Genomic DNA, 17854 nt, shown 5'->3' with positions numbered 1-17854 from the left:
GCCACTTCCCCGCGCCGCGGCGCACCTCACCCGCGCAGGGGAACCCCCGCACCACGCGCCGGGTTCAGCAGCACGGGGGAAGCGCGCCCGCGACGGCCGTGCGCCGGCAGCACATACGGGCCGGGCCCCTGGGAAGTCCCAGGGGCCCGGCCCGTATGTGCGCCGACAACTGGCGCCTAGCGGCGCCCGGTCGGGGCGATCAGTTGTCGTCCTCGTCGATCAGGAAGCCCCGCATCGGCGAAGGAGCCTGCTGCATCGGCTGCGGACCCTGCGGCCGCACCGGCGCCATCGGCTGCGTCATCGCCGGGGACATCTGCTGCTGCCCACCGTACGAGGGGCCGCCGCCGTTGCCGCCCATGCTCTGGTTGCCACCCATGCTCTGGTTGCCGCCCATGGTGTGGCCACCGCCACCGCCCATGGAGCTGGCGCCGGCGGCTGCCATCGAACCGCTCATCGAGGGGGACGGCGGCAGCGAGGCGGTCGCCGGGGTACGCGGCGGGGCCAGCGAGTCGTCGGCCTGGTTCTCCAACTGACGGAGCTGGCTCTCCAGGTACGACTTCAGACGGGTGCGGTACTCGCGCTCGAAGCCGCGCAGGTCCTCGACCTTGCGCTCCAGCGTCGCGCGGGCCGACTCCAACGAGCCCATCGCCACGCGGTGCTTCTCCTGCGCGTCCCGCTCCAGCGCGTCGGCCTTGGCACGCGCGTCGCGCTCCAGGCCCTCGGCACGGCTGCGCGCCTCGCCGACGATCTTGTTGGCCTCGGAACGGGCCTCCGCGATCGCCTGGTCAGCGGTCTGCTGCGCCAGCGAGAGCACACGGGCCGCGCTGTCGCCGCCGGGACCCTGGCCGGGCTGCGGAAGCTGCGGGCCGCCGGGGCCCATGGGGCCACCCATCGGACCGTGCTGGCCCATCGGGCCCGGGCCACCCTGGCCCATCGGGCCGGGGCCGTGCGGACCCTGCGGGCCGTGGCCGCCGGGGCCGGCCGGAAGCTGCGGTGCGCCACCGGGCAACTGGGGCGGCCCGCCCATCTGTTGCTGTTGCTGCTGGGGCGGCACCGGCTGCGGACCTGATATGGCGGCGGGCACGGGGGCGCCGGGTCGGTCCTGCTGCTCCTGCTTGCGCATGCCCTGCTGCTGGTTCTGCGCGGCGGCACGCGTCGCGGCGGCGAGCTTGGCCCGGAGGTCCTCGTTCTCGCGCAGCAGTCGGGTCAGTTCCGCTTCGACTTCGTCGAGGAAGGCATCGACCTCGTCCTCGTCATAGCCTTCTCGGAGGCGGACGGTCGTGAACTGCTTGTTCCGCACGTCCTCGGGGCTCAACGGCATCTCTTCTTCACCTCAACGTTGTCGTCGGCAATCGGCAAGACCGTATCGTTCACAGCTGGCTCACGACGGAGATCAGGATGTAAACGATGATCATCAGTACGAAGAAGGACAGATCGAGCGCCACGCCCCCGAGACGCAGCGGCGGGATAAACCGCCGCAGAAGCTTGAGTGGCGGATCGGTGACAGTGTAAGTGGCCTCAAGGACCACCACCATCGCCTTGCCGGGTTGCCATGAGCGGGCGAACTGGAACACGTAGTCCATCACCAGCCGGAAGATCAACACGACCAGGAAAACCAACAGCGCGACGTGGATCACGTCCAGTGCGATGCCCATCCCCGCGCGTCCCTCTCCCCTTGCTCGTACGTAGCCTTGCGGCCGTGATTGCCAGGTATTGCGTCTCAGCTCTGGTTGAAGAACCCGCCCTCTGCAATACGGGCCTTGTCCTCCGCCGTGACATCGACGTTAGCAGGCGACAACAGGAACACCTTCTGCGTCACCCGCTCAATACTTCCGTGCAGACCGAAGACTAGACCGGCCGCGAAGTCGACGAGTCGCTTCGCGTCAGTGTCATCCATCTCAGTCAAATTCATGATCACGGGTGTGCCCTCGCGGAAGTGTTCCCCGATGGTACGGGCCTCGTTGTAGGTGCGAGGGTGCAACGTGGTGATGCGGTAGGGCTCCCGCTCGGACACGACCTTGGGCATGATCACCGGTGCGTTCTTCTCCAGGCTTTGACGTTCGGGTGTGATAGACGCCACGGGGGCGATGCGGGCGGGGCGCCCGGTTTCCGCTACGAGCGGAGCGGGTTCACGCTGCGCCGGCGGGTGGGCGACTCGCACCGGTTCGTCCATTTCCGGTCGCGGTTCGGTCTCCGGCTGGTGCTGCCGCCGCGCACGCTCCGGTTCGGGTTCGGGCTCGAAGTCGTCGTCGGGGTCGAACCCCCGGCCGTCGTACCCATCGTCCTCCACGAGGCCGAGGTAGACCGCCATCTTGCGCATAGCGCCGGCCATTCTCTGCGTCCTCCGCTCTGTGGTGGATCGCTTCCGCCACCAGATGCCTTGAATCCACGCGGCCTGCCCACCTTTTGGCGGGAATGACCATATTTTCTACTGTGGTCCGACTTGCTTGGCGACGTTACCCGAGCCGGGGTCGGACTCCGAGCACCGCAGTGCCGACGCGTAGATGTGTCGCACCAGCGGCCACGGCGTCCTCAAGGTCCGAGCTCATCCCTGCCGAGACCATGGTCGCAGCCGGATGAGCCGCGCGCAGGCTCGATGAGATTTCCCTCAACCGCTCGAAGGCCGCCCGCGGCCTGCCCGCGTACGGTCCGGCGAGCGGAGCGACCGTCATCAGCCCGCGCAGCCGCAGCCCTTCGGACTCGGCCACCGCTTCGGCGAGGTCGGCCACGCCGTCGGGCGCGACGCCGCCCCGCCCCCCGGCGTCCCCCGACTCCGCGTCAAGGGCCACCTGGAGCAGGCAGTCGATCTCGCGACCGGCGCGTACGGCGGCCGTCGACAGCGCGTTGACCAACCGCTGCCGGTCAACGGACTGTACGAGATCAGCGTAACTGGCCACGGAACGAACCTTGTTCGACTGCAATTGCCCCACAAAGTGCCATCGCAGCGGCAGATCCGTGCATTCGGCGGCCTTTGGTGCCGCGTCCTGGTCCCGGTTCTCGGCGACCTCGCGAACCCCGAGTTCCGACAGCAGCCGTACGTCGCTGGCCGGATAGGTCTTGGTCACTACGATGAGGGTGACCTCGGAGCGCTCGCGCCCGGAGGCGGCGCACGCGGCGGCGATGCGCTCCTCGACCCGGGCCAGGTTGTCCGCCAACTCACTTCTGCGGTCGGTCACCGCTTCGCCTCCCCGTCCTGGTCAGCCGCCTCGGACAGCCACACGTAGCTCGCCAGCCGTCCGGTGTCGCGCTCGCGCCGGTAGGAGAAGTGGTCGGTCGACTCCAGCGTGCAGACCTCGGACGAGACCGCCACCTCGACGCCGAGCGCGGCGAGTTGGGCCCGTACGCCACCGGCCACGTCGACCGCCGGCGTGCCCCAGCTCGTGGTGGCCCAGGCCGCGGGGACCACGTCCGCCACCGCGGCGCGCATCGCCGCCGGCACCTCGTAGCAGCGGCCGCAGACCGAGGGGCCGGTGCGGGCGATGATCCGGGCGGGCTCCGCGCCGAGCGCGACCATGGCCTCGACGGTCGCCGGGACGACCCCGGCGACGAGCCCCGGCCGCCCCGCGTGCGCGGCGCCGGCGACGCCGGCCACCGGGTCCGCGAGGAGGACCGGGGTGCAGTCGGCGGTGAGCACCGCGAGGGCCAGCCCCCGACGGGCGGTCACCACCGCGTCGACCTCCGGGATCTCGCGGTCGCCCCACGGCCCGTCGACGACGGCCACCTCGCGGCCGTGCACCTGGCGCATCCACACGACGCGCTCCGCGTCGATGCCGAGCGCCCGCGCCGCGCTGAGGCGGTTGGCCCGTACCGCGGCCGGGTCGTCGCCGACCGCGCCGCCGAGGTTGAGCCGGTCATACGGAGCGGCGCTCACCCCGCCCCACCGGTCGGTGAAGGCGAAGTGCGCGCCGCTCGTCGTCTCGTGCTGGCCTATCACGGTGTGTGGATCACTTCAGTCGTCTCACGCGGCCGGCTACTTCAGGAAGTCCGGCACGTCGAGCTCCTCGGCCGCGCTGTCCTGGTAGGGGCGGGCCGGGGGGACCTGCGGCGAGCTGATGGGCGGGGCCGGGGTCTGGCTCGGGTACCCGCTCGGCGCCTCGGAGACAGGGGCCGGCTCGGGCTCGACCGGCTCGGCCGCCGGCACGCCGCTGTCCCGCGAGGAGACGCTGGTCAGGCCGCCGTACGCGGGGCGCGACTCGGCCGAGGCGGTGGGCCGGCCGGACTGCGCGGCGGTGGCGCTGTCGTCACGGCCGCCGTACGAACCGAGCGCCTTCTCCCGGTTGCCCTTGGCCGGCGGCTGGCCTCCGTCGAAGCCGGCGGCGATCACGGTGACGCGGACCTCGTCGCCGAGCGCGTCGTCGATCACGGCGCCGAAGATGATGTTCGCCTCCGGGTGTGCCGCCTCGCTGACGAGCTGTGCGGCCTCGTTGATCTCGAAGAGACCGAGGTCCGATCCGCCCGAGATGGACAGCAGCACGCCTCGGGCGCCGTCGATGGACGCCTCAAGCAGGGGCGAGGAGATCGCCATCTCGGCGGCGGCGACCGCGCGGTCGTCGCCGCGCGCGGAGCCGATGCCCATGAGGGCCGAGCCCGCCTCCGACATCACGGACTTGACGTCCGCGAAGTCCAGGTTGATCAGGCCGGGGGTTGTGATCAGGTCGGTGATGCCCTGCACGCCGGACAGCAACACCTGGTCGGCGGACTTGAACGCGTCAAGAACGCTGACCTGACGGTCCGAAATGGACAGCAGTCGGTCGTTGGGGATGACGATCAGGGTGTCGACCTCGTCCCGCAGGCCGGCGATCCCGTCCTCCGCCTGGTTCGCGCGACGGCGCCCCTCGAAGGTGAACGGGCGGGTGACCACGCCGATCGTCAGGGCGCCCAGGGAGCGCGCGATGTTGGCGACGACCGGGGCGCCGCCGGTGCCGGTGCCGCCGCCCTCACCCGCGGTGACGAAGACCATGTCGGCCCCCTTGAGGACCTCCTCGATCTCCTCGCGGTGGTCCTCGGCCGCCTTGCGGCCGACATCGGGGTTGGCGCCCGCGCCGAGGCCACGGGTGAGTTCCCGACCGACGTCGAGCTTGACGTCGGCGTCGCTCATCAGCAGGGCCTGTGCATCGGTGTTGATCGCGATGAACTCGACGCCCTTGAGCCCGACCTCGATCATCCGGTTGATGGCATTCACGCCACCGCCGCCGATGCCGACGACCTTGATGACTGCGAGGTAGTTCTGCGGTGCTGCCACGTCGAAGGCCTCTCGCCTCGATTTACGTGTCGCCGCCCCGCTGTTGTCGCGGTGCGTCGACGGATGCCGATGGGGCGGTCCTCATTGCCGACCCAAACCCTAACCCTGAAGTTTAGGGTTATCCGTGTGCCTGTTCCTTGAAGTCTTCGGGACAGGACACTAAGTCGACAAGTGGCGCGCGTTCAACGAACACGCCGAACCTCCCGTTTTTCTTTTCACCCTATGTGATCACCCAGGGGGCTAGCCAGCCAGGGGGCTGGCCTGCCGCGACGGGCGTCAACTCGGCGATAAATCCCGGTCAACTCCCGGCCGCCGCGGGGGCACCCGGCACGCTGACGTCGAAGTGCTCCGCTTCGCGCTCCGCTTTCATCAGCGCGAGCAGCGCGGTGGCCTTCGCCTCACCCTGTTCGGGGCTGCCCCAGCGCACCGAACGGCCGCCCGCCAGCTCAAGGCTGATGGCGTCGTAGGAGCGTACGCGGAGGACCCTGGTCTGGGCGCGGACCTTGGGCGGCAGGCTGGTGACGACCTCGACCGCGGCGCGACGCAACCGTTCTTCACCGAACCTCCGCAGGCTGGGCGAGCGTTCCGCTTCCATTTCCAGTCGGGGAATGCCCTTCGGCGCCTTGGCCACCGTGGCGAATCGCACTCCCTCGGCGTCCATTTCGACGAACTTTCCGGCCTTTTCCAGTACGAGTTCCGGCTGACGCTCGGTCACATTGAGGCTGATTGTGTTCGGCCACGAGCGCTCGACGTGTACGGAGTCGATCCGGGGCAACCTGGCCCGCAGTCGCCTCTCCATCGCGTCGGTGTCCACCGAGACGAGCGGCGAGTCCATCGGCACCGCCGCCACCTCGCGCACCTGGTCGGGGCGCAACACCTCGGTGCCGCGCACCCGCACCTTCTCCACCCGCAGCCAGGAGGAGCCGTACAACAGCCAGGTCCCGCCGCCGCCGACGAGCACGGCGGCGACCAGGAGCAGCACCAGCGTGCGGCGGCCGGGGAGTCGGAGCCCGCCGCGCGCGGGGGGCGGCGGCGGGCCGGACGACGAACGGTTCTCACGGTGCGCGCTGCCGCGCTGGGCGGTCGTCGGTCCGGCCACGCTCCCAAGCCTCCTGCTGTCAGGGCCGCTACCCGGCCCGGCGGGCGGCGATCGCCTCGTACACCATTCCGACGAGGAGTTCGTCGGCGTCCCGGCGGCCGAACTCCGCGGCCGCGCGCGACATCTCGAACAGCCGGTGCGGATCGCCGAGTACGGGCAGCACGTTGTTCTGCACCCACTCCGGCGTCAGCTCGGCGTCGTCGACCAGCAGCCCGCCACCCGCCTTGACCAGCGGCTGGGCGTTCAGCCGCTGTTCGCCGTTGCCGATCGGCAACGGGACGAAGGCGGCCGGCAGCCCGACGGCGGAGAGTTCGGCCACGGTCATGGCGCCCGCGCGGCAGAGCATCATGTCGGCCGCGGCGTACGCCAGGTCCATCCGGTCCACGTACGGTACCGGGATGTAGGGCGGCATTCCGGGCATGTTGTCGACGCGCGGCATTTCGTTCTTCGGGCCGACCGCGTGCAGGATCTGGATTCCGGCGCGCTGGAGGAACGGCGCGACGGACTGCACGACCTCGTTCAGCCGCCTGGCGCCCTGCGAGCCGCCGGAGACCAGCAGGGTCGGCAGGCCCGGGTCGAGGCCGAACGCGGCACGGGCCTCGGGCCTGACCCGGGCCCGGTCCAGCGTGGCGATGGTGCGGCGCAGCGGGATGCCCACGTAGTGCGCGTTGCGCAGCTTGCTGTCCGGGGTGCTGACCGCGACGAACTTGGCGTACCGGGAACCGATCTTGTTGGCCAGACCGGGTCGGGCGTTGGCCTCGTGGACGATGATCGGCACGCCGAGGCGCTTGGCGGCGAGGTAGCCGGGCAGCGCGACGTAGCCGCCGAAGCCCACGACGCAGTCGGCCTTGGTGCGCTCCAGGATCTGCTCGGCGGCCTTGATGGTGCCGCGCAGCCGTCCGGGCACGGTGATCAGCTCGGGCGTGGGCTTACGGGGCAGCGGCACGGCGGGGATGAGCCCGAGCTCGTAGCCCCGCTCGGGCACGAGTCGGGTCTCCAGGCCCTTCTCCGTGCCCAGCGCTGTGATCCCCACGGTCGGGTCCTGCCTACGCAGGGCGTCCGCGAGGGCGAGCGCTGGCTCGATGTGGCCGGCGGTCCCCCCACCGGCGAGTACGACATGCACCGAATTTCACCGCTCTCCGGACGGACGTTTCTTGACGCGCCGTCTCATCGTCTTCCATCTCACCCCAGGCTGCCGCATGGCCAACGCAGCTCGGGCACCGGGTTCCGCACGCGCGAAGGCGATCAGCAGACCGATGGCGAACATGGTCGGGAGCAGGGCTGAACCTCCGTAGGAGAACAGCGGCAGGGGGACACCGGCGATCGGCAGCAGGCCGAGCACCGCACCGATGTTGACCACGGCCTGCGCCGTGATCCAGGTGGTCACACCTCCCGCGGCATACCTCACGAAGGGGTCCTCCGTGCGTCCGGCCACGCGGATACCCGCATAGCCTAGAGCCGCGAAGAGGGCGAGCACTGACAGTGTCCCCGCCAGGCCGAGTTCCTCGCCGGTGATGGCGAAGATGAAGTCCGTGTGCGGCTCGGGGAGTTCACCCCATTTTTCCATACTGGCGCCGAGCCCGGAACCGAACCAGCCGCCGTTGGCCAGCGCGTAGATGCCGTGCACGGCCTGCCAGCACTGGTCGTTCGCGCCCGGGTCGGTGGCGCCGATACAGGCCAGGCGCGACATGCGGTTGGCGCTGGTCTTGATGAGGATCAGCCCGACGACGGCCGCGGCCCCGAGCACGCCGACAAAGAGTCGGGTCGGTGCGCCGGCCAGCCACAGCAGCCCGAACAGGACCGCGGTGAGGATGATCGCGGTCCCCATGTCACCGCCCAGCATGATCAGCCCGAGCAGTACGAAGGCGGCCGGGACCAGGGGCACCAGCAGGTGCTTCCACTGGCCGAGGAGGTTCTTGTCGTGCTTGCGGGCGAGCAGGTCGGCGCCCCAGAGCACGAGCGCGAGCTTGCCGAACTCGCTGGGCTGGAGCTGGAAGGGGCCGCCGACGGAGATCCAGTTCTGGTTGCCGTTGACCGCGACTCCTATTCCGGGCACCTGGACCAGGCACATCAGGAAGACGGAGACGGCGAGCAGCGGGTAGGCCAGCGCCCGGTGCAGCCGGATGGGCAGTCGTACGGCTGCCAACATCAACAGCCCACCGATGACGGCCGCGAGCAACTGCTTGCGGAAGAAGAAGGAGGGGGCGAGCCCCGACTGGAGGGCCTTGATCTGCGAGGCGGAGTAGACCATCACCAGGCCGAGCACGGTGATCAGCACGCTGCCGCCGAGGATCAGGTAGTAGGCGGTCAGCGGCCGGTCCCAGGCGCGGCGGGCCCGCTCGCGCAGCCGCGCCAGCGCCGCCAGCGGGCTGCGTCGCGGGGGACGCGGCCGGGGCGCGCGGCCGGGCGGTCCGCCACCGGGCCCGGGCCGGGCGGTGGCGCGCGGGGGGCGCGCGGTGGCCTTCCCACGGAGCGCGAGGCCCATGCCGAGGCCGCCGCCCGGCGCCGGGCCCGCGCCACCGGCCAGCGCCGGGCGCGCGGCGGCCAGGCCGGGGCGGGGCCATCGGGCCCGCCGGGTGCCGCGGGTGGCGGGGCGCGCGGAGTCGTCGGCCATCATCTCGGTGTCCCCTCCACTGGTGTGCGGCGCCGTGGCCCACGGCACGGGGACCAACGGCTACTCGTGCGCGGCTCGTCCGGAGGCGAGCACGCGCACGGCATCGGCGAACGCTTCGCCGCGCTTGTTGTAGTTGGTGAACATATCCATCGAGGCGCACGCGGGGGCCAGAAGCACCGTGTCGCCCGGTTCCGCGAGTCCGACGGCCGCCTGGACCGCCGCGGACATCGCCCCAGTGTCCGTCCGGTCGAGGTCGACGACCGGGACCTGCGGCGCGTGTCGCGCGAGGGCGTCCCTGATCAGCGCGCGGTCGGCGCCGATCAGGACGACGCCGCGCAGCCGGCTGGCCGACGCGCTGACCAGTTCGTCGAAGGTGGCGCCCTTGGCGAGGCCGCCCGCGATCCACACGATCGGCTCGTACGCGGCCAACGACGCCTGCGCGGCGTGCGTGTTGGTCGCCTTGGAGTCGTCCACGAAGTCGACCCGGTCCACGGTGGCCACGTGCTCGATACGGTGTGCCTCGGGCCGGAAGGCGCGCAGTCCCTCGCGGACGGCGGCCGGGGGCACGCCGTAGGCGCGGGCGAGCGCGGCGGCGGCGAGCGCGTTGGCGATGTTGTGCGGCGCCGGCGAGGCCAGGTCGCTGATCTCGGCCAGTTCCTGGGCCTGGCGCTGCCGGTCCGGTACGAAGGCGCGGTCGACGAGGATGTCGTCCACCAGGCCGAGTTGGGAGGGGCCCGGCGTGCCGAGGGTGAAGCCGATGGCGCGGCAGCCCTCGGCGACGTCGGCGGCCCGGACCAGTTCCTCGGTGGCGGGGTCGGCCACGTTGTACACGCAGGCGACCTGGTTGCCCTCGTAGACGCGGCCCTTGTCGGCGGCGTACGCCTCCATGGAGCCGTGCCAGTCGAGGTGGTCGGGGGCCAGGTTGAGCACCGCGGCGGAGTGGGCGCGCAGCGAGGGTGCCCAGTGCAACTGGTAGCTGGACAGCTCGACGGCGAGTACGTCGTACTCCCGCTCGCCGAGGACGACGTCGAAGAGCGAGACGCCGATGTTGCCGACGGCCGCGGTGCGCAGTCCGGCGGCCTCCAGGATGGCGGTGAGCATCCGTACGGTGGTGGTCTTGCCGTTGGTGCCGGTGACGGCCAGCCAGGGGGCGGCGGGGCGGTCCTGCTCGGCGCGCAGCCGCCAGGCGACCTCCACGTCGCCGACGACCGGGACGCCGGCCTGGGCCGCGGCCTCGAACAGCGGGCTGGTCGGCTTCCACCCGGGGGTGGTGACGACCAGTTCGGTGCCCTCCGGCAGGGTCGCGCCGTCGCCGAGGCGGACGGTGACGCCGAGCGCTTCGAGCTCGGCCGCCTCGGCGCGCTGGCGCTCGCCGTCGCTGCCGTTGACGACGGTCACCAGGGCGCCGAGGCCCCGCAGCGCGCGCGCCGCGGGGACCCCGGAGACGCCGAGGCCGGCGACGGTGATGCGGCGTCCGGCGTACTGGCTCGTCACTTGGCCGCCGCCCAGCCCGCGTAGAAGATGCCGAGGCCGACGATCACGCACATGCCCTGGATGATCCAGAATCTGACCACCACCAGCACTTCGCTCCAACCCTTCAGTTCGAAGTGGTGTTGGAGCGGTGCCATGCGGAACACGCGCTTGCCGGTCATCCGGAAGGAGCCGACCTGGATGACCACGGACATCGTGATCAGCACGAACAGGCCGCCGAGCAGCGCGAGCAGGAGTTCGGTGCGCGAGCAGATCGCCAGGCCGGCGAGGGCGCCGCCGAGGGCGAGCGAACCGGTGTCGCCCATGAAGATCTTGGCCGGCGAGGTGTTCCACCACAGGAAGCCGAAGCAGGCGCCCATCAGCGCGGAGGCGACGATGGCCAGGTCCAGCGGGTCGCGGACCTCGTAACACGCCTGGCCCGCGGTGGGCATGTTGGCGCAGGACTCCTGGTACTGCCAGACGCCGATGAAGGTGTAGGCGCCGAAGACCATCACCGAGGCGCCGGTGGCCAGGCCGTCGAGGCCGTCGGTGAGGTTCACGCCGTTGGACATCGCCAGGATCATGAACAGCGCCCAGATCACGAAGATCACGGGGCCGATCTGCCAGCCGAAGTCCTGGGTGAAGGAGAGCTTGTCGGAGGCCGGGGTCTGGCCGCGGGCGTCCGCGAAGTTGAGCGAGAGGATCGCGAACGCGACGCCGACGATGAGCTGGCCGGCCATCTTCGCCTTGGCGCGCAGGCCCAGGCTCCGCTGCTTGACGATCTTGATGTAGTCGTCGAGGAAGCCGACCAGGCCCATGCCGGCGAAGAGGAAGAGCACGAGCACGCCGGAGAACGTCGGCTCGCTGGAGGTGATCACCTTCGTCAGCGCGTACGCGATGATGGTGGCCAGGATGAAGGCGATGCCACCCATGGTGGGTGTACCGCGCTTGCCGTGGTGGCCACGGGGGCCGTCGTCACGGATGTACTGCCCGTATCCCTTACGGGCGAGGAGCTTGATCAGCAGCGGCGTGCCGACCAAGGTCAGGAAGAGTCCGATCACTCCGGAGAAGAGGATCTGCTTCATCGCCCGGCACCCTCGCCCTCGGCCGTGCCCGGTTCCCCCAACAGCTCCGCCGCGACCTGCTCCAGGCCGACCGACCTGGACGCCTTCACCAGCGCGATGTCTCCCGGGCGCAACTCTCTGCGCAACAGTTCGACCGCCGCCCGCGCGTCGGACACGTGCACCGACTCCTCACCCCACGAACCCTCGTTCTTGGCGCCCATGTCGATCCAGGCGGCCTCCTGGCCGCCGACCGCCACGAGCTTGCTGACGTTGAGTCGAACGGCCAGCCGTCCGATCGCGTCGTGCTCGACGAGTGACTCCTCGCCGAGTTCGGCCATCTGACCGAGCACCGCCCACGTGCGTCCCCCCTGCGCCCGGTGGGCCGTGCCCATCGCCACGAGCGCGCGCAGCGCGGCTCGCATGGACTCGGGGTTCGCGTTGTAGGCGTCGTTGACGATCGTCACGCCGTCCGCGCGCTCGGTGACCTCCATCCGCCAGCGGGAGAGCTGTCCCGCCTCGGAGAGCGCCTCGGCGATCTCTGGGGCGGACATGCCCAACACATGGGCGACGGCGGCAGCGGCGAGCGCGTTCGACACGTGGTGCTCACCGTACAGGCGCATGGTCACGTCGCCGCACCCGGTGGGTGTGTGAAGCGTGAAGCTGGGCTGTCCGAGGTCGGTAAGCCGGACATTCTCGGCGCGTACGTGGGCCTCGGCGGCCTCACCGAACAACAGGACCTCCGCCTGGGTACGCGCGCTCATGGCGCGCACCAGCGGGTCGTCGGCGTTGAGCACGGCCACGCCGCCCGCCTCGGCCGTCGGCAGCCCCTCCACGAGTTCGCCCTTGGCCTGGGCGATCTGCTCGCGGCCGCCGAACTCCCCGATGTGCGCGGTGCCGACGTTGAGCACCAGGCCGATGTGCGGGGGCGTCAGTTCGGCCAGGTAGCGGATGTGGCCGATGCCGCGGGCGCCCATCTCCAGGACGAGGTGGCGGGTCTCGTCGTCGGCGCGCAGCGCCGTCAGCGGCATGCCGATCTCGTTGTTGAACGAGCCCGGCGTCCACACGGTCGGCCCGAGCCGCTCCAGGAGTTGGGCGATCAGGTCCTTGGTGCTGGTCTTGCCGGCCGAGCCGGTGAGGCCGACGACGCGGGCGCCGAGCCGCTCGACGACGGCGCGGGCGAGCGCGCCGAGCGCGGCCACCACGTCGTCCACGACGATGGCGGGCACGCCGACGGGGCGCGTGGCCACCACCGCCACCGCGCCGGCGGCGACGGCGCGTTCGGCGTAGTCGTGCCCGTCGACCCGCTCGCCGGCGAACGCGGCGAACAGGCCGCCGGGGCGCACCTCACGGGAGTCGATCACCACGGGCCCGGAGACCCGCTGGTCGAGGTCCGGTATGTCGTACGGCTGCCCGCCGACGATGGCGGTGACCTCGGCGAGGGACAGCGAGATCACAGGTCACCTCCGGCGGTTCCCGTGAGCTGCCTTGGAGAGGGTGATGCGCGCATGGCGGTGGGTCATCCCTGGTCGTCGTGGTGCTGCGTACGAGAGGCGCTGGGCGCCGCGGATGCGTAGTACGGGTGGCCCGGGTGCTGGCGGGCGGCCTCGATGGCCTCGCGCAGCACCTGGCGGTCGTCGAAGGCGCGCACCACGCCGGCGATGTCCTGGCCCTGTTCGTGGCCCTTGCCCGCCACGACGACGGTGTCGCCGGGCTCGGCGCGGGCGACGGCCGCGGCGATGGCCACGGCGCGCTCCTCCTCGACCAGCACCGTGCCGCGCTCGTGGGTGGGCACCTCGGCGGCGCCGGCGAGCATCGCGGCCAGGATCGCCAACGGGTCCTCGGAGCGCGGGTTGTCAGAGGTGAGGACGGCGGTGTCGGACAGCCGGGCCAGGGCCGCGCCCATGGCGTGGCGCTTGTGCGGGTCGCGGTCGCCGCCGCAGCCGAGTACGGCGTGCAGCTTGCCGTCGGTGACCTTGCGCAGGGCGCGCAGCACGGACTCGACGGCGTCGGGCTTGTGCGCGTAGTCGACGACCGCCAGGTAGGGCTGGCCGGCGTCCACGCGCTCCAGGCGGCCCGGCACCCCGGGCACGGCGGCGACGCCGTCGGCCGCGGTCTGCGGGTCGATCCCGGCCACGACCAGGGCGGTGATCGCGGCGAGCGCGTTGGCGACGTTGAAGGTGCCGGGCAGCGGGGCGGCGGCGCGCACCGACTGGCCCTCGGGGCCGAGCGCGGTGAACGTCGAGCCCAGCGGGCCGATCTCGACGCCGGCGGCGCGCCAGTCGGCGTCCGGGTGGCCCTCGGCGGAGAACGTGGTGACCGGGATCTGGGTCTCGCGGGCGAGCCGCTGCCCGTACTCGTCGTCGAGGTTGATGACCGCGGCCCGGCTGCGGGCCTTGGTGAACAACTGCGCCTTGGCCCGGTAGTAGTCCTCCATGTCCGGGTGGAAGTCGAGGTGCTCGGGGCTGAGGTTGTTGAAGACGGCGATGTCGAAGACGCAGCCGTCGACACGACCGAGCACGAGCGCGTGGCTGGAGACCTCCATGGCGACCGAGCGCACGCCGCGCTCGCGCATCACCGCGAACAGCGCCTGCAGGTCGGTGGCCTCGGGCGTGGTGCGCTCGGACTTGATCCGCTCGTCGCCGATGCGGGTCTCCACGGTGCCGATGAGGCCGGTCAGCTCGGCGCCGCCGGCCTGGTCGGGCGCGCCCGGCGCCTGCCCGGCCGCCAGGGCGGCGCGCAGGCCGCCCTCCATGAGGTACGCGGTGGTGGTCTTGCCCGAGGTGCCGGTGATGCCGATCTGCAGCAGGTCCTCGCCCGGCTCGCCGTAGATGGTGGCCGCCAGCGCGCCCATTCTGGCCCGCGGGTCCGGCACGACCAGCGCCGGCAGGCCGGCCGCCGCGACCCGCTCGGCTCCCGCCGGGTCGGTCAACGCGGCGACGGCTCCCAGGTCGGCGGCCTGGGCGGCGAAGTCGGCGCCGTGTACGCGGGCGCCGGGCAGCGCGGCGTAGACGTCACCGGGTCGTACCGCCCGGGAGTCGTGGGTGATGCCGGTGGCCTCGGCGCCCTCCTCGCTCGCCGCTGGGGCCTCGATACCGAGCTGACCGGCCAGCTCCGCGAGGGGGTGGGGCGGACCCGTACGGGGCGGGGCGGCCCCGGGTAGACCGGGGCGGCGTCCTTCTGGGTGGTTTGAGACTGATCAGCGTGTGGCACGGCGGTGAGCGTACCGGGCCCATGGGGTCCGCCGCGAAATGAGGGGGGCCGGGGCTCGGCGCTCGCGGGGCCCGGGCCAGCGGCGGCGGACCCCGTCGGGGCGGGGGTCGCGGGGCGCCAGGGCACGCCTCCGGGGCCCGCGGCGGACGAGGTGTCGCGGGTGCCTTTCCGCGGGCCGAACGGGGGATGTGCGGGGGGCCGCGAGCCGTGGTTCCCGGGGCCGGGGGTGATCGTACTCACGGCGCCCCGCGCTCACTGTCCGGGCTGGTAGGTGACGGGCAGCCGGGCGGGCTGCTTGCCGGTGGGGGCCACCCGCATGGTCTTGAGCGCGAACTCCATGACCTGCTTGTAGATCGGGCCGCAGACCTGGCCGCCGAAGTAGCTGCCCTTGGTGGGGTTCTGGACGGCGCAGTAGACGGTCACCCGTGGCTTGTCGGCGGGCGCGAAGCCGGCGAAGGAGGCGGTGTAGCCGTGGTAGCGGCCGGTCTTGGGGTCGACCCGGTTGGACGTACCGGTCTTGCCCGCGACCCGGTAGCCGGGGATCTTGGCCTTCGCGCCGGTGCCCTCCTGGTCGTCGACGACGGACTCCAGCATCTGGGCGAGCGTCCTGGCCGTCTTCTCGCTGACCACCCGGGTGCGCTGCGGCTCGGGCGCGGGCGTGAACCGCCCGTCGGGCCCCTTGGTGCCGCGGACCAGCGTTGGCACGACCCGCTCGCCGCCGCCCGCGATGGTGGAGTACACCGAGGCGGCCTGGACGGCGTTGAGCGACAGGCCCTGCCCGAAGGGGATCGTGTACTGCTGCGAGGCGCTCCAGTCCCCGGGCTTGGCCAGGATGCCGGCGGTCTCGCCGGGGAAGTCGAGCCCCGTGGGCTGGCCGAGGCCGAACCGTCGCAGGTAGGAGTAGAGGACCTCGTTGGACTCGGGCTGGTTCCTGCCCAGTTGCTCGGTGGCCAGGATGGTGCCGATGTTGCTGGACTTGGCGAGTACGCCGTTGAGCGTCAGGTGCCAGGTGGGGTGGTCGATGTCGTCGGCGAACGCGCGGTCGGCCCGGGGCAGCCGGTTGGGCACCACGACCCGGGTGTGCGGGGTCGCGGCGCCCTCCTCCAGGACGGCGGCCAGCGACATGAGCTTGCTGGTGCTGCCCGGTTCGTAGGCATCGGTGAGCGCCGCGTTGCCGAGGGCCGCCGGGTCGGCGGCGGAGACGTTGGCGGGGTCGAAGCCCGGCGCGTTGGCCAGCGCGAGGATCTCGCCGGTCCTGGTGTCCTGGACGACGACGTAGCCCCCGTCGGCCTTGGACTCGCGCACCTGGTCGCTGATGGCCTGCTGCGCGGCCCACTGGATGTCGCGGTCGATGGTCAGCTCGACGTCCGAGCCCGGCACGGCGGGCTGCTCCTTCACGTCCGCGGTGGGCACCTGCCGGCCGCCGGACTGGGCGTAGACGCGCCTGCCGTCCTTGCCGGCCAGCTCGGCGTTGAGCATCTGCTCGATGCCGGCGCTGCCCTTGCCCTGCGCGTTGACGAAGCCCAGCACGCCGGCGGCGAGGTCGCCGTTGGGGTAGACCCGCTTGCTGTGCCGCTCCCGGTTGATTCCGGCCAGCACGTTGACGCCCCGGCCCTTGGCCTCCTTGTCGGCCAGCGCGCTCTTGAGGTCCTTGATCTGGTTCCACACCTGGGGCGTGCGCTGCCGGGCGAGCACGGCGTACTTCGACTTGGGGTTGGCCGTGAGCTTGCCGACGAGTTCGCGCTCGCCCACGCCCAGGATCGGCGAGAGCAGCGCCGCGGCCTGCCGTGGCGCGTCGTTGACCTTGGCGCGTTCGGGGGTGAGCAGGTCGGGCGCCGCGGTGATGTCGTACGCGTCCACGGTGGTGGCCAGTTCAACACCGGTGCGGTCGGTGATCGAGCCGCGCTCGGCGGCGAGGGTGACCGGAATGTAGCGGTTGACGTTGGCCTTGGCGGTGTAGGCGTTGGCGTCCACGGCCTGCACCTGGAGCAGCCGCACGACGAAGGCGAGCATCACGAGCGTGAGCGCGAGGCTCACCAGGCGCAGCCTCGGGCGCGGGTTGCGCAGCCGCGACGGCGGACGGCCCGAACCCCCCGCTCCGCCCGAGCCGCCGCGTGGCCTGGGCGGCCGTGGCCGCCCGGAGCCGGGCCGCTCCGGGGTGCGGCGCTGTGCGGCGGGCGCCTTGGGCCGGGCGGGGCGCTCGCGCTCCGCCTCCCGCCGATTGCCGGGCGCGCGCTCGGCCTCGCCACGGCCCGCGTCGCGCTGGCCGCCGGCGTTCGGGCCGGGGGCCACCGCGTTCGCGCCGGCGCCCTCGCGCCACTGGCGGGCGCCCACGCGCTCGCCCCGCTCCCCGTCCGCGTACGGCGGCCGGGGGCGGGCTCGGCCGGGGGCCGCCGCCGCGCGCTGCCCGACGCTTTCTCGCTCCTCGTCTCGGGGGCGGACCACGTCGCGTGGCCTGCCCTCTTCGCCCGGCCTCGGGGTGGCGGGCCGGCCGGCCGCGCCGTACGGGCCCCGCGCGCGCAGCCGCTCCGCGTCCCCCTGCGGGGAGCCGGCGGCCGGCGGGCGGGTACCGCGCGCGCCCGGGCGCGCTCCGGGCGCCTGGCCCGGCGCGCGCTCCGCGCGGCGTGGGGGCTCGCTGGCGTAGGGGCGTGCGCCGTCGCGTCGGGGCGCCGCTTCACGCGGGCCGCGCGGGCCACGCGGCGCGCCGTCCGCGCGGCGCGCCCGCTCGTCCGGCCCACCCCGCTCGCGTGACACGCCCCGCTCGCGCGGCCCGCCCTGCTCACGTGGCCTGCCGCTCTCGCGCGGGCCCGCCCGCTCCGGTCGCTCGTCGCGCGGGAGCGGTCGTCCGCGCCCCGCGCCGTCGGCCGGGCGTCCGTCGTCGCGCCGGGCGGCGCTGCGTGGGCGCACGGGGCCCTTGCCGCCGTCCTGCCGGCCCGGCTCGCGCGGGCCACCGGGGCGCCCCTGCGACCGCCGCGCCTCGCGCGCGGCGCGGCGCTCCTCCCACTCGCGCGCGCCCCGTAGGGGTCCGGCGTCGCGCGGCTCCCTCGGCGTACGGTCACCGCCGGCGCCGCCGGCGCCACGACGGTCGCGGGGGGCGCGCCGGTCGCCCGGCTCGCGGGGGTCTCGCGGCTCCCGGCCGGTCATCCGCGGCCTCC

General features: G+C 72.6%; 13 protein-coding genes and 1 pseudogene. All 14 read right to left on the bottom strand.

Translation table 11 applies throughout. The annotated features are described in order from the left end of the window. Positions 1-199: 199 nt before the first annotated feature. Complete coding sequence (locus OYE22_RS26385; RefSeq protein WP_277322714.1) at positions 200-1321, bottom strand: DivIVA domain-containing protein; 1122 nt, start codon at positions 1319-1321, stop codon at positions 200-202. 49 nt (positions 1322-1370) lie between these two features. Next, the gene (locus tag OYE22_RS26380) at positions 1371-1655 is read right to left on the bottom strand and encodes a YggT family protein (protein WP_176161141.1); all 285 of its coding nucleotides are present in this window, start codon (positions 1653-1655) and stop codon (positions 1371-1373) included. A gap of 65 nt (positions 1656-1720) precedes the next feature. Further along, the gene (sepF, locus tag OYE22_RS26375) at positions 1721-2332 is read right to left on the bottom strand and encodes a cell division protein SepF (protein ID WP_277322713.1); all 612 of its coding nucleotides are present in this window, start codon (positions 2330-2332) and stop codon (positions 1721-1723) included. A gap of 124 nt (positions 2333-2456) precedes the next feature. After that, the gene (locus OYE22_RS26370; RefSeq protein ID WP_277322712.1) at positions 2457-3176 is read right to left on the bottom strand and encodes a YggS family pyridoxal phosphate-dependent enzyme; all 720 of its coding nucleotides are present in this window, start codon (positions 3174-3176) and stop codon (positions 2457-2459) included. Beyond that, positions 3173-3934 (bottom strand): peptidoglycan editing factor PgeF, encoded by a 762-nt coding sequence (gene pgeF, locus OYE22_RS26365; RefSeq protein WP_277322711.1) that lies wholly within the window; start codon positions 3932-3934, stop codon positions 3173-3175. The genes OYE22_RS26370 and pgeF overlap by 4 nt, the downstream gene beginning before the upstream one ends. Before the next feature lie 36 nt (positions 3935-3970). Then, positions 3971-5242: a cell division protein FtsZ gene (ftsZ, locus tag OYE22_RS26360; protein WP_277322710.1), complete on the bottom strand. Its 1272-nt coding sequence runs from the start codon at positions 5240-5242 to the stop codon at positions 3971-3973. Between the two features lie 298 nt (positions 5243-5540). Further along, positions 5541-6341 (bottom strand): FtsQ-type POTRA domain-containing protein, encoded by an 801-nt coding sequence (locus OYE22_RS26355; RefSeq protein ID WP_277322709.1) that lies wholly within the window; start codon positions 6339-6341, stop codon positions 5541-5543. 28 nt (positions 6342-6369) lie between these two features. Then, a complete protein-coding gene (gene murG, locus OYE22_RS26350) occupies positions 6370-7464 on the bottom strand; it encodes an undecaprenyldiphospho-muramoylpentapeptide beta-N-acetylglucosaminyltransferase (RefSeq protein ID WP_277322708.1) in 1095 nt (364 codons plus the stop codon). 6 nt (positions 7465-7470) lie between these two features. Further along, entirely contained in the window at positions 7471-8958 is a 1488-nt protein-coding gene (gene ftsW, locus OYE22_RS26345) for a putative lipid II flippase FtsW (RefSeq protein ID WP_277322707.1), read from the bottom strand. Between the two features lie 57 nt (positions 8959-9015). Next, complete coding sequence (murD, locus tag OYE22_RS26340; protein WP_277322706.1) at positions 9016-10449, bottom strand: UDP-N-acetylmuramoyl-L-alanine--D-glutamate ligase; 1434 nt, start codon at positions 10447-10449, stop codon at positions 9016-9018. Continuing rightward, positions 10446-11510, bottom strand: coding sequence for a phospho-N-acetylmuramoyl-pentapeptide-transferase (gene mraY / locus OYE22_RS26335; RefSeq protein WP_176161149.1), 1065 nt, complete (start codon positions 11508-11510; stop codon positions 10446-10448). Before mraY ends, murD begins: the two co-directional genes overlap by 4 nt. Further along, positions 11507-12943: a UDP-N-acetylmuramoyl-tripeptide--D-alanyl-D-alanine ligase gene (murF, locus tag OYE22_RS26330; protein ID WP_277322705.1), complete on the bottom strand. Its 1437-nt coding sequence runs from the start codon at positions 12941-12943 to the stop codon at positions 11507-11509. Before murF ends, mraY begins: the two co-directional genes overlap by 4 nt. A 62-nt stretch (positions 12944-13005) precedes the next feature. Further along, positions 13006-14699: pseudogene (locus OYE22_RS26325) on the bottom strand (UDP-N-acetylmuramoyl-L-alanyl-D-glutamate--2,6-diaminopimelate ligase). 252 nt (positions 14700-14951) lie between these two features. Then, positions 14952-16991, bottom strand: coding sequence for a penicillin-binding protein 2 (locus OYE22_RS26320; protein WP_277324330.1), 2040 nt, complete (start codon positions 16989-16991; stop codon positions 14952-14954). Positions 16992-17854: the final 863 nt, after the last annotated feature.

This window comes from Streptomyces sp. 71268, assembly GCF_029392895.1.
GTDB lineage: Bacteria > Actinomycetota > Actinomycetes > Streptomycetales > Streptomycetaceae > Streptomyces.
The sequence above is the reverse complement of the archived record's forward strand: the minus strand, read 5'-3'. Positions and strand labels throughout refer to the sequence as shown.

Excerpts from the sequence above, each read along its gene's own strand:
- OYE22_RS26385 (WP_277322714.1), bottom strand. The coding sequence starts at position 1,321 with ATGCCGTTGAGCCCCGAGGACGTGCGGAACAAGCAGTTCACGACCGTC.
- OYE22_RS26380 (WP_176161141.1), bottom strand. The coding sequence starts at position 1,655 with ATGGGCATCGCACTGGACGTGATCCACGTCGCGCTGTTGGTTTTCCTG.
- sepF (WP_277322713.1), bottom strand. The coding sequence starts at position 2,332 with ATGGCCGGCGCTATGCGCAAGATGGCGGTCTACCTCGGCCTCGTGGAG.
- ftsW (WP_277322707.1), bottom strand. The coding sequence starts at position 8,958 with ATGATGGCCGACGACTCCGCGCGCCCCGCCACCCGCGGCACCCGGCGG.
- mraY (WP_176161149.1), bottom strand. The coding sequence starts at position 11,510 with ATGAAGCAGATCCTCTTCTCCGGAGTGATCGGACTCTTCCTGACCTTG.